The 11,863-nt window shown below is 66.0% G+C and carries 12 protein-coding genes and 1 tRNA gene; 4 read left to right on the forward strand and 9 right to left on the reverse strand.

Annotated features, from left to right (window positions below; genetic code table 11):
• Positions 1-36 precede the first annotated feature (36 nt).
• From I55_RS08430 to I55_RS08455, 6 genes are read right to left on the reverse strand one after another with little or no spacing between them, the layout of a single operon-like run.
• Positions 37-1,284 carry a cytochrome P450 gene (locus tag I55_RS08430; protein WP_044560076.1) on the reverse strand — a complete coding sequence of 416 codons (1,248 nt, stop codon included), beginning with the start codon at positions 1,282-1,284 and terminating at the stop codon, positions 37-39.
• A gap of 13 nt (positions 1,285-1,297) precedes the next feature.
• Positions 1,298-2,095: an SDR family NAD(P)-dependent oxidoreductase gene (locus tag I55_RS08435; protein ID WP_044560077.1), complete on the reverse strand. Its 798-nt coding sequence runs from the start codon at positions 2,093-2,095 to the stop codon at positions 1,298-1,300.
• A 48-nt stretch (positions 2,096-2,143) separates the two neighbouring features.
• Positions 2,144-3,373: a cytochrome P450 gene (locus I55_RS08440; protein WP_044560078.1), complete on the reverse strand. Its 1,230-nt coding sequence runs from the start codon at positions 3,371-3,373 to the stop codon at positions 2,144-2,146.
• A gap of 42 nt (positions 3,374-3,415) precedes the next feature.
• Positions 3,416-4,105, reverse strand: a complete 690-nt coding sequence (locus tag I55_RS08445; protein ID WP_085939969.1) for a TetR/AcrR family transcriptional regulator — start codon at positions 4,103-4,105, stop codon at positions 3,416-3,418.
• Positions 4,106-4,142: 37 nt separating this feature from the next.
• Positions 4,143-5,294: an epoxide hydrolase family protein gene (locus I55_RS08450; protein ID WP_044560080.1), complete on the reverse strand. Its 1,152-nt coding sequence runs from the start codon at positions 5,292-5,294 to the stop codon at positions 4,143-4,145.
• A 24-nt stretch (positions 5,295-5,318) separates the two neighbouring features.
• Positions 5,319-6,170 carry a metal-dependent hydrolase gene (locus I55_RS08455; RefSeq protein WP_044560081.1) on the reverse strand — a complete coding sequence of 284 codons (852 nt, stop codon included), beginning with the start codon at positions 6,168-6,170 and terminating at the stop codon, positions 5,319-5,321.
• A 312-nt stretch (positions 6,171-6,482) separates the two neighbouring features.
• Between I55_RS08455 and I55_RS08460 the strand changes: the two genes are divergently transcribed.
• The 4 genes from I55_RS08460 to bktB are packed head-to-tail and all read left to right on the forward strand — an operon-like array spanning position 6,483 to position 10,113.
• Positions 6,483-7,040 (forward strand): nuclear transport factor 2 family protein, encoded by a 558-nt coding sequence (locus I55_RS08460; protein WP_044560082.1) that lies wholly within the window; start codon positions 6,483-6,485, stop codon positions 7,038-7,040.
• Between the two features lie 7 nt (positions 7,041-7,047).
• The gene (locus I55_RS08465; protein ID WP_044560098.1) at positions 7,048-7,932 is read left to right on the forward strand and encodes an acyl-CoA thioesterase II; all 885 of its coding nucleotides are present in this window, start codon (positions 7,048-7,050) and stop codon (positions 7,930-7,932) included.
• 19 nt (positions 7,933-7,951) lie between these two features.
• Positions 7,952-8,911, forward strand: a complete 960-nt coding sequence (locus I55_RS08470; protein WP_044560083.1) for an NADP-dependent oxidoreductase — start codon at positions 7,952-7,954, stop codon at positions 8,909-8,911.
• A gap of 11 nt (positions 8,912-8,922) precedes the next feature.
• Entirely contained in the window at positions 8,923-10,113 is a 1,191-nt protein-coding gene (bktB, locus tag I55_RS08475) for a beta-ketothiolase BktB (RefSeq protein WP_044560084.1), read from the forward strand.
• A gap of 219 nt (positions 10,114-10,332) precedes the next feature.
• Here the strand turns inward: bktB and I55_RS08480 are convergent, their stop codons facing one another.
• The 3 genes from I55_RS08480 to I55_RS08490 all read right to left on the reverse strand — a co-directional run bounded on the left by I55_RS08480 (position 10,333) and on the right by I55_RS08490 (position 11,839).
• Positions 10,333-10,989 carry a hypothetical protein gene (locus I55_RS08480; RefSeq protein ID WP_049973955.1) on the reverse strand — a complete coding sequence of 219 codons (657 nt, stop codon included), beginning with the start codon at positions 10,987-10,989 and terminating at the stop codon, positions 10,333-10,335.
• Between the two features lie 83 nt (positions 10,990-11,072).
• Positions 11,073-11,148: transfer RNA gene (locus I55_RS08485), tRNA-Glu, on the reverse strand.
• Between the two features lie 343 nt (positions 11,149-11,491).
• Complete coding sequence (locus I55_RS08490) at positions 11,492-11,839, reverse strand: RidA family protein (RefSeq protein WP_044560085.1); 348 nt, start codon at positions 11,837-11,839, stop codon at positions 11,492-11,494.
• Positions 11,840-11,863: the final 24 nt, after the last annotated feature.

Consider the following 11,863-nt stretch of genomic DNA (forward strand, 5'->3'; position numbering starts at 1 on the left):
CTGATAGTGGGCATGATTAATCAATATCCTTGGAGATCAGTCGCCAAAGCGGACGTACAGGTGGTGGGGAACCCGCATCATGGATCCGCGGATTTCGGCCCGGGGCTTGTCAGGGTCGGGACGCAAGCCCGGCAGGTGGTCCAGCACGGCATGCAGCGCGCGGGTCATCTCCACCCGCGCCAGATGCTGGCCGACGCAGATGTGCGGCCCGCGTGAGAAGGAGAAATGCGGCTTCCTGTCCCGGAAAATATTGAAGCGGTCGGGATCGGGATAAAGCGCCGGGTCGCGGTTGGCCGCCCCGGCCACGACATCCAGCAAGGACCCGGCGGGAATGTCGACGCCAGCCAGTTGCGTATCACAGCTGGCCATGCGCAGCTGCACCGCCACCGGGCCATCCCAGCGCAAGGCCTCCTCGATGGCCTGGGGGATCAGCGACCGGTTGGCGCGTAGGGCCTCTAGCTGATCGGGGTTTTCCAGCAGGGCCGTCAGAAGAACACTGGTGCCCCGGTACGTCGTGTCGCCGGCGGCGTTCATCAGTTGCCGCAGAAAGGAGATCAGGATTTCCTCGGGCAAATAGTCGCCATCGACGCTGGTCAGCGCCAGCAGACTGACCAGGTCGTCCCCCGGCCGGGCCCGCCGTTCCGCCACCAGGTCCTTGAAGTATTCACCCAGTTTGACGCCCGCCTCGATTGCCTTCTCGTAGTTGACGTAGTCGGTCTGGCCGATGGCCAGGCGCTGGAAGGTTCGGACATCGCTCTGCGGCAGATCCAGCTGGCGGTAGATGACCTCGAAAGGGTAGCGGAGCGTGAATTCCTCGATGAGGTCGGCGTGACCGCGATCAAGGAATTTCCCCATGAGATCCCGCACCACCGGATCGACGATGGTCTCGCCCCAGGTGCTGACGTACTGGGGCAGGAAGATCTTCTGGAAAATCTTGCGCCAGCGGCCATGGTCCGGGTTGTCCATGGTGCTGATGCTGCCCTGGCCGAACGTGACGCCCAGGTTGAACTTATAGGCGGCGTTGGAGAAGCGGCTGGTATCGGTCAGGACGGTGTTGATCTCGCTGGTGCCGACGATGATGAAATTCTGCCGGTCGGGCATCAGCGCCGCCGCCAGCCCCATTTCAGGCCGATAAGCGCCCTTGATCACGGGGGCCTGGTCCCGCCACCGCGCGATCTGGGGATAGGGGTCGAGATGATCCCCGAAGTTGACGTCGTCGGCCGCGAAGGGATCGTAGGTGGGATCGTCGAAATCGTGGATGGCGATCTGAGTTTGAGCAACCATGGCAGGTTCCCTTTCAGCTGATGAGGAAGCCGCCATCGACGGCGATCAACTGGCCGGTGACGAAGCTGGAGGCGCCGCTGGCGAGATAAAGACAAGCGCTGGCGATCTCCGCCGGATCAGCGCTGCGGCTGCCCAGGGGGACTCGGCCCTGCTGCATGAAGGGGCCGCGCAGGGGATCGCCCACCTGAACGGACGCGGCGGCGGCCTCGGTCGCGACCCCGCCGGGCAGAATGGCGTTCACGCGGATGTTGTGCTCGGCATATTCCAGGGCGATGGACTGCGTCAGCGCGTTCAGCGCCGCCTTGGTCATGGCGTACTGGACATTGTCGTAGATGCCGGCCTTCAGCGATGTGACGGAGGAGATGTTGATGATGGACCCGCCGCCGTTGGCCTTCATCCGCTTCACAGCTTCCTGCGTGCACTGGAAGACGCCGCGGAAGTTGATGGCGTACATGCGGTCCAGAAACTCGGGCGTCACCGTCTCGAAATTACAGCGCGGATATATCGCGGCGCAGTTCAGCAGGACATCGACGCGGGGAAGCTCTTCATCCAGCCGCGCGAAGGCCGCCGAGACGGCGGTCGGATTGCCCTGATCCATTTGGACGGCGACCGCCTTCCCCCCCTGGGACCGGACCTCGGCGGCGAACTCCTCCGCCTTGTCGATATTGATGTCCACGGCCGCGACATGGGCGCCGGCGGCGGCGAACAATTGGGCTGTCGCCCGCCCGATGCCGGTCGCGGCCCCGGTTACAACCGCGGTACGGCCCTGCAGACCGAACAGCCGGTCCAGCTGTGGAACTGCCGATGTCATGTTTTTCCTCCCGTTTTGTTTTTAAGAACCCTGGGTGTTCGGGCGCGGTCACCAGACCAAGGGCAGACTCAGCACCCCGTTGACCATGCCCGTCGCCAACACCGGCTTGGTCCCCGGCTTCACCTGGAAGTCTGGGATGCGCCGCAGCCATTCCCGCAGAAAAGCCTTGATCTCCCGCCGCGCCAGCACGGCGCCCGGACAGGTATGGGCACCATTGCCGAAGACGGCGTGCGGAACCGGGAATGGTCGGGTGAAGTCCACCCGCAACGGGTCGTCCACCCGCCGCTCATCCAGGCCGTACAGCAGGTTGGGTGGCAGGATCATGTCTCCCGCCTTCAGAAACACGCCCTTGAACTCCAGATCGCTGGTCACGACCCGGGCGGTATTGGCGGCACCATGCCGACGCAGCAGTTCCTCGATGGCGCCGTTCAGGAAGGCGTCATCGTCCAGCCGGTCGCACAGCTGGCGGCGATGATCGGGATTGCGCGCCAGGAAATGGGCGATGAACCCCAGGACGGATGCCACGGTGTCCAGGCCGCCGAACAGCACCAGGCTGGCGAAGGCCATGGCCTCGCCGAACCCGATGCGCTCCCCTTCGATGTCGGCGTTGACGATGACCGACAGCAAGTCGTCGCCCGGCCGTTCCCGGCGGGCCGTGACCCAGGGGTGCAGATAGGCGGCCACACCGGCATGGGCGCGCTGCTTCACCTCCATGGTCGTGCCGCGCACCGCGTCCTCGGTCAGTTCCAGCAGGCCCGGGCTGTCCGCGCGCGGCAGGTCGACCAGGTCGAGGAAGACGACGATGGGCAGGATCTTGGCGAAGTCAGCGACGAAATCGCATTCGCCGCGTGGCTTCACCCCCTCGATCAGGCTGACGGCGGTGTCATTGACCTTGGCCTCCAGCGCGTTGACCACCTTGGGCAGCAGCGCCCGGGTCAGCGGCCGGCGGTAGGCGGCATGGACAGGCGGGTCCAATTCCAGCGGAATCTGCGGGGGCATCTCCGGCGGCATCGGCGGCAAGGTCACCCGCCGGTGGGAGAAGCGTTCCGGATCCCGCTGTATGGCCTCGATATCCTCGGCCCGGGTCGCCACCCAGTGGCCGCCATTGGCCGGCGTCCAGAAGATGTCGGGGCAGGACTGCTGGAACGCGCGGTAGGCCAGTTGCACATCCTCGTCGGCCCCCGGCACATCGTAGATGTCGAAATGCACCACGCGGTCCGCCGGCACATGCTCCGGTCGCACGGGGGCCGGCCGCTCGGCAGCCAAGCTTGCTGTCATCGTTGATCTCCAGACACTAGCTGTGCAGTGACGCTACATAAGCTAGCCCGGGGATCCGTCCGTCGCTGCCTTCGCCGGCGCCAAGGCGCGGATCATCATGAGTCTGATATTGGCGGCCAACCGATCCTGGTCGGGGGCGCCGTCAGGGAACAGCCACTCGCCCATCAGGCTGGCTGAAATCACCATGCCCAAGGCCAGGCGCACCGCGATGTCGGGGTCCAGCGGGCAGGGCTGGCCGGTTTCCTGGTACAGCGCCTCCAGTTGTTTCGCGGCCTCGCGGTAATGGCGCCGCATGCCGTCGAGCCTGGCCTCGCTGCGATCGTCCGCCGTCTCGGCGATACCTTTCACCAGCAAGTCGCGCAACAGGCGATGATTGCCGTCCAGGAAAGTCAGGAATTGGTCCAGGAAGACCTTCGCCCCCGCGAGATCCAGCGTCGGACCGGGCCCCGTACCGGCGGGATTCAGGAACCGCTGGGCGATATGATCGAAGGGATCGAAGATCACCTGGTCGAACAGGCCGGCCTTGCTGCCGAAATGGCGATAGAGCAGGGTCTCGCTGACATCGGCGGTCGCGGCGATGTCCTTGGTCGTGGTGGCGGTGTAGCCGCGCTCATTGAAATGCTGGTGCGCCGCGTCCACCAGGCGCTGGATCACCTCCGACTGCGTCCGCCGGCGCCGGCGCGGCCGCCGCAAAGGCGGCGATGGCTCAACCTTGGACAAAACCCCTCGCATCACCAGCGGCCTCTCCCCGCCCATTAAAGCCGATGCCTCACCATTCGGCAAAGAAGCACGCCACGTTCTCGGCGAAGGCCGCCGGTTCCTCCATCGCGGCGAAATGGCCGCCAGCCTCCATTTCCTTCCAATCCACCACGTTATAGGCCCGTTCCGCCGCCTGGCGCGGGGGATAGGGCATGAACTCCGCCGGATATAGGGCGCAGCCGGTGGGAACCTCAACCCGCCCCTCGCCCCTTCCGTCCGTGAAAATGCTACGGTACATCCAGATGGCCGACTGCACCGCATCGTTCACCAGATAGACCATGACGGCGTCCAGCAACTGGTCCTTGGAGAAGCGGCGGTGGATGTCCCCACCGGTATCGGCCCAGCCCTGGAATTTCTCACATATCCAGGAGGCAAAGCCGATGGGGGTGTCCGCCAGCGCAAGGCCTATGGTCTGCGGCTTGGTCGCCTGTTCCATCATGTAGGCCGACTGCATCGCCTGGACAGCCGCGAGCTTGGCCCGATAGGCCGTTGTCGCCTCGTCGTCACCGTTGGTGGAGGCCGGCGCCATGAACAGGTTCAGGTGGATGGCAGCGACGACATCAGCATGGTCGCGCCCCAGCCAAGTGGTCACCGCCGATCCCCAATCCCCGCCCTGGGCGCCAAAGCGCTGATAGCCCAGAACATCGACCATCAGCGTTCGCCACATCGCCGCCACACGCCGGGGACCGATCACCCCGTCAGGACGGCCGGAAAAGCCGAAGCCCGGCAATGACGGGATCACGAGGTCGAAGCCCATGGCGGTGAGCGGCTGGATCACGCCCAGAAACTCAAGGATCGATCCCGGCCAGCCATGGGTCAGGATCAGCGGCAGCCGGCTTTTGCCCCCGCTTCTCCGCCCGTTGTCTTGGCCACCATCGGCACGGATATGGATGAAGTGGATGTCCACGCCGTCGACGGTGGCGCGGAAATGCGGCAGCCGGTTCAGGCCCGCCTCGCAGCGTCGCCAATCGTAGACAGTCCGCCAATACTCCAGCAGGTCGGCCAGCCAGCGGGCGTCCGTTCCATATGCCCAGTTCCGGTCATCGGCAGGGGCGTAGCCAGGCACGGAGAGCGCGAGCTTGGCCGCAATCCAATCCAGTTTCCGCTGAGGAACCGCGATGGTGAAGGGTTGTGCTTTCAGGACGCCCCCCAAAGAGTTCATGTCGTCATCCTCGCGGCGCCCACATCAGCCCACAGAGGGGATGCCCATGTCGCCGCCCTTCTCAAACCGACGCAGGTACTCGCTCAGGCCCCGCGGCTCCGGCTTGGTGCCGGGGTCGTAGAAGGGGGAAAGCACCTTCACCAGCTGCGGCAGGGTGTGGCGCTTCAGATGCTCAGCGAAGGTCTGTGCGTTGGTTCGGGATTGAGCCAGCGCCGCTTCATCCATGCTGCGCCGATCCGTGTCCACCAGCACCTTGCGCACCATCTTGCTGTAGGTGCCCAGGTGCCGCACGGCATAGATGAAGCCATAGACGCGGTAGAGCCACCCGTTCCAGAACCGTCCCCACAGCGACCGGGCGTAGAGGGCATGGAACAGGCGATAGCAGACCGTGCGGTGCTCGAACTCCTCGCCCATATGCCATTTCCACAGGGCGATCGCTTCCGGGTCGGCGCCCACCAGGAAATCGTCGTACTTCTCGAACCACATCATGGCGGCAGGGGGACCCAGGGATTCGAATCCCTCGCAATAAGCAAGATTGAACTTCAACGACCGCTCCCGCAGCAGCACTTCGTAGTCTTCCCCAAGCTTGGTCTCGTGGGGCGCGATGTCGGGGTAAGACTCCCGAATGCGGCGGTTGAAGCCATTGTGCTGGCGAAAGTGCTGGGCCTCCTGCGCGATGAAGATGTCGATGTCGCGGTGCAACTCCTCCTCAGCGGGGGGCAGCACTTCCTTCGCCAGCTTCATGACCTTGATCAGATAGGGCTCCACAAAGGCCGGAATGGTCGAGGACGCATTGACGCTGTGGGCGAACTCCCAGTTGGGTGCCCAGTGCGGCCGAACGTTCGCATAGTCGATTTTCGGCAGCCGGACGCGCATGTGCCATCTCCCATGACTTTGGATTGCGGACCCTAGCATGACCATTCCGGGGCACCGAAGTGAGCCCCGCCGTCCATCATGGATACGATGGGCGATATTCGGTAAATCCCCCCAACAAGCATGAACGACCAAAACAAAAACAATGATGAAGTAATGGCCGGCAGAGCAATTATTGGCGGATTCGTCCCGCCCACACCGGGAATGCTCGCCATATCACATCCATGAACTCTCCCAAGCGGACACCATGGCGCGCTTGCCCGGTGCGCCCCCCGGACCGACTCTCCCGTCCGTCCCGTCCGATGTGAGAGTCAAATGAGCGAAACATCCCTGGATCGCGATCTCCTGGCCTTCGTCCGCGCGGCCAAGGACCGTCAGGAAATCCAAGATTGCCTGCTCCGCTACACCCGCGGTGTCGACCGTTTCGACCGCGACCTGATGCTTTCCGCCTATCATCCCGACGCCGTCGACCAGCACGGCGTGGCCGAGGGGGACGCCGCCACCTTCGTGGATTGGGCGATCGGCTATCACCGCCAGCACCAGCTGCGCCACCAGCACATCATCACCAACCATACGGTGGAGCTGGACGGCGATGTCGCCCATGGCGAGACCTACTACATCTTCTGGGGGGAGAACCGGGAAGGGCCGCCCAGCCTCTGCTTCGGGCGATACATTGACCGGTTCGAGAAGCGCCAGGGGCGCTGGGGCATCGCCCACCGGGTCTGCGTCAATGAGAAGGTCGGCACCTTCAACGACATGGTCCTGCCGGCGGACTGGGCCCGCGCGCTGAGTTCCACCGGCCCCTGCCGGCGCGACCGGGACGACATCTCCTATGCGCGGCCGCTCTTGGACGGCCATGCGGCGGCCGGCTGAGCGCCCCATGGACAGCGCCATCGCCCCCGCCGCCGGGACAGTCCTCACGGCGGAACGCGCGCTGGACCTGGACGTACTGGCGCCGGGGCGGTTCAGGGCCAAGTATACCCAAGCCAACCCCGCGGGTGTGCTGTTCGGTGGCCTGGTGTTGGGGCAAGGCCTGGCCGCCGCCGCGGCCACGGCACCGGGATGGCCCGCCCATTCCCTGCACGGCTACTTCCTGCGGCCGGGCCGCGCCAGCTTGCCGGTGGATTACCAGGTGGAGACGCTGCGGGACGGCCGACGGTTCGCCGCGCGCCAGGTGACCGCCCAGCAGGAGGGGCGGACCATTTTCCACATGCACTGCTCCTTCCACGATCCAGAGCCCGGCTTCGACCACCAGGCGCCGCCACCACCCGAGGTGCCGCCCCCAGAGGATCTGTTGTCCTTGGATCGCTACGTCACCGGCCAAGCCGACCGGCTGCCCCCATCGTGCGCCGTCTATACAGCCCCCTTCCCCTTGGAATTGCGCCTGGTGGAGCCGGATGATTATTTCCTCCGCCCCACCGACAAGCCACAGCGCACCTTCTGGCTGCGCATGGCCAGCGCGGCCGGGGTGGACAGTGACAACCAGCAGCGCGCCCTTCTGGCCTTCGCCGCCGACTACTGGTTGGCCGGCGTGGCGGTGGGGCCGGGCCGCCTGTCCATCAATCGCGACGCCCTGACGATCAACAGCCTGGACCATGCCATGTGGTTCCATAGACCGGTCCGCGTCGACCAGTGGCTGCTTTACGTCTGCGACACGCCCTCGGGCAGCAACGGACGCGGGCTGGCGCGCGGCCTGCTGTACGACCGGGCCGGGCGGCTGGTGGCCACGACCAGCCAGGAAGCGCTCTTCCGCGCCACGACCTGATCGAGGAGGCATGAAGCCGATGCGGGCGGTTCGATATCACGCGTATGGCGACATGGGGCGGCTGCGGCTGGAGGAGATTCCGGTGCCGTCGCCTGGCCCCAATGAAGTGCTGATCCGCCAGGAAGGCAGCTCGGTCAACCCCGCCGACTGGAAATTCCGCGCCGGCTGGTTCCGCGCCTGGGTGCCCTTGTCGCTGCCTTTCGTTCCCGGGGCCGACATCGCCGGAACCGTGGTCGATGGCGGTACCGGGGCCGCCGTCACGCCTGGCCAAGCCGTCTTTGGCATGAACCCCGTGCCGCGGGGCGGCGCCTGGGCGGATTACGTCGTCGCCAAGGTGGACAGCGTGGCGCCGGCGCCGAGGCGTATGCCCCTCCATGAAGCGGCGGGCCTGCCCTTGGCCGGTCTGACGGCGCGGATGGCCCTGTTCGATCACGGGGACCTGAGGCCCGGCCAACGCGTGCTGATCCACGCCGCAGCCGGCGGCGTGGGGTGCCTGGCCGTGCAGCTGGCCAAGCGGGCCGGCGCGGAGGTAATCGCCACCTGCTCCGCCGCCAATCGCGCGTTCGTCACCGGCCTGGGCGCGGATCACGTCATCGACTACCGGACCGAGGATTTCGCCGCCCAACTGCGTGGTGTCGACCTGGTGGTGGACAGCGTGGGCGGCGACGTCCAGCGCCGGTCCTTCGCCGTGCTTCGGTCGGGCGGCACCCTCGTCACCCTGGACCCCACCCCCCTGCCCGCCGACTTGGCGGCCGCCCGGGGCGTCCACGCCCTGACCGTGGCGGTGGCGCCGAATCAGGAGGGTCTGCGCGAGATCGCGGCGCTGGTTGATGCCGGGCACCTGCGCTTGCCGGTGAACAGGGTATATCCCCTGAAGGACGCCGCCCAGGCGATGGCCCACAGCGAAGCCGGACAGGCTCGGGGGAAAATCCTCATCAGAATGCGGGACGACCCGCATTCCAGCCCCGATCATGGCTAGGAGAGCTAAGGATGGTTACAGGCAATGACGTCGTTATCGTCGGGGCGGTGCGAACCGCCGTGGGCGGGTTCCTCGGCTCGCTGAAGGACATCACGCCGGCCGACCTCGGCGCCCTCGTCATCGGCGAGGCTCTGCGCCGGGCCGGCACCGCCCCGGAGGGGGTGGGCCACGTCGTCATGGGGCAGGTCATCCCCAGCCACCCCCATGACGCCTATCTGGCCCGGGTGGCCGCACTGCGCGCCGGCATCCCGGCGGCGGCCCCCGCCATGACCCTGAACCGGCTCTGCGGTTCCGGCTTGCAGGCCATCATTTCGGCGGCACAGGCTATCCGGCTGGGGGAATGCCATGTCGCGGTCGCCGGCGGGGCGGAAAGCATGAGCAACGCCCCCCACGTGCTGACCTCCTCGCGCGGCGGCACCAAGATGGGCGACGCCGCTTTGACGGACGCCCTGCTGACCGTCCTGACGGATCCCTTCGGCCACGGCCACATGGGGGTCACGGCCGAGAACGTGGCAAAGCGGTGCGGCATTACACGGGAACAGCAGGACACCTTCGCCGCCGAGAGCCACCAGCGGGCGGCGCGAGCCATCGCCGAGGGCCGCTTCAAGTCCCAGATCGTCCCGGTCGAGATCAAGAGCCGCAAGGGCACCACCCTGTTCGACACCGATGAGCATGTGCGGCCCGACGTGTCGCCGGCGCAGCTCGCGACCCTGCGCCCCGCCTTCCAGCGCGACGGCACCGTCACGGCCGGCAACGCCTCCGGCATCAATGACGGGGCGGCCGCCGTGGTGCTCATGTCCGCCGCGGAGGCCCAGCGGCGGAACCTGCCGATCCTGGCTCGCATCGCATCCTGGGGGCACGCCGGTGTTGCCCCGGAGGTCATGGGCCTGGGTCCGGTAGGCGCCGTGGAGATCGCCTTGAGACGAGCCGACCTGACGGTCGGGGACATGGACGTCATCGAGAGCAACGAGGCCTTCGCCGCCCAGGCCTGCGCCGTCTCCCAACAGTTGGGCCTGCCGCCCGAAAAGACCAACCCGAATGGCGGCGCCATCGCATTGGGCCACCCCCTAGGCGCCACCGGCGCCATCATCACCGTCAAGGCACTATATGAGCTGGAGCGTATCGGTGGGCGCTATGGCCTGGCCACCATGTGCATCGGCGGAGGACAGGGTATCGCGATGGTGCTGGAGCGGCCGGCATAGAGGGACGCGCTTCACCTGGGGGCGTCCGCTTGCAGGAAGCTGAGCTGTGAACCGGCATCGAAGGGGGCCCCTCCTGAGAAAAGTGAGGCAACGTACTCAAACAGCTGAAGAAAGTGATAAAGAGCGGGGTCCAGACTGGTGCCGGTCTGGACCCCGCTCTTTATATAATTTCTGCTGATTTGTCAGGCTGTTGAGTGCGGGCAACCTCGGGGCTCCCCTTCAGCGCCGGTTCACAGCCAGCCGGGCCAGCGGCACCGTCAGGGCCGCGTGACGGCCCGCCGCGAGCGCCTTGAACAGGGTTTCCTCCTCCGCGGGACACTCCTCCCGTCCCGCGACGACGCGGGCGGGTTGCAGCCGGCGCTCCCGCTTCCGATCAGCCCCCTTCGGGCGCGCCGTCAGCTTGGCCGACGCCATATTGTCGACCACATGGACACCCCATTCGGACCGGGCGTGGTTGATGACGGTCGCGATAAGGTTCAACCGGCGGACGATGGTGGCCGGAGCGTAAGCGGCGGCGGCCATCCGGTCGCGGAAGGCGCCCACATCCTTCGACGCCAGCATGGTCATCCGCATCAGGCTGATCTGGTCGTCCAGGATCACGGCCAGGTGGCCCTTCTCCTTTTCGCCTCCCTGCTTGGTTGGTGTGATCTCCGCTTGATAGCGGCGTATCAGGTCGCCCAGGGTGTTGCGCTCCGCCTCGCTGCGATCGACGAAGGCGCCACGGGAGATTTCCGATTCCATCTCGGCGGCCCAACGCTTCGCGTCGGTCTTGGTCTCGAAGGTTTTGGATTGGGTGGGGAAGCCGTTACGCCGGATCTTCACCTGGTAGCCAATGACCTGGCCGTCCCGGCTTTTCCGGGGAGCGATGGTAGCCATGGGAATGCCGTCTCCGCTGGATGTCCCGCGGATCCATTTGTCCCCAGATTGTCCCGCAAAATCCAGCCCAAACGCTGGAAGCGTGGCGTCCCCTACGGGATTCGAACCCGTGTCGCCGCCGTGAAAGGGCGGTGTCCTAGGCCTCTAGACGAAGGGGACCCTGGTGGGTGGAGGTGATCCGACCCTATGACGCGGCAACCTGGCCTCGCTGAACCTTTCGAGGCGGCTTTGCAAGGTTGAGAGCACAAGATATTGTTATGTCTGGTTTGAAAGACACAATATCTTGAAGCGATGCCCGCGTTTCAATCGTATGCCATGATCGGGGCGGCGGCGCAAGATCATAGATCGCGCATGGCCCCCATGCGTCCGTCCAATCAAGCGCGGGTGCCGGGCTGGACGTCACGGCGGGTGGGGACCAGTGTCCGTCGTGCAGCGCACCCACAGGGGATGGCCAGCACAAGGGTGTCGGGGCGCCGCCCCAATGGCGGCGCCCCGGCGATCATCAGGCCTTGGCGGCGACGATGATGATCTCGACCTTGTAGTCGGGGGTGGCGAGCTTCGACTCACCGGTGGCGCGGGTCGGGGCCGGGGCGTCGGCGATCCAGGCATCCCACACCGCGTTCATCTCGGCGAAGTCAGCCATGTCGGCCAGCCAGATGGTGGCAGACAGCAGGTGCTGCTTGCTGCTGCCGGCCTGGGCCAGCAGCGATTCGATGCTGGCCAGGACGGTCCTGGTCTGCTCCGTCACGCTGTCACCGGGCTTGCCGACCTGGCCGGCCAGATAGACGGTGTCGCCGTGGACCACGGCCTGGCTCATGCGCGGGCCTTGATCGATGCGGGTGATGGTCATGCTTGGGTCCTTCCCTAGAGGCTC

It is taken from the genome of Azospirillum sp. B4 (genome assembly GCF_000333275.1).
GTDB lineage: Bacteria > Pseudomonadota > Alphaproteobacteria > Azospirillales > Azospirillaceae > Nitrospirillum.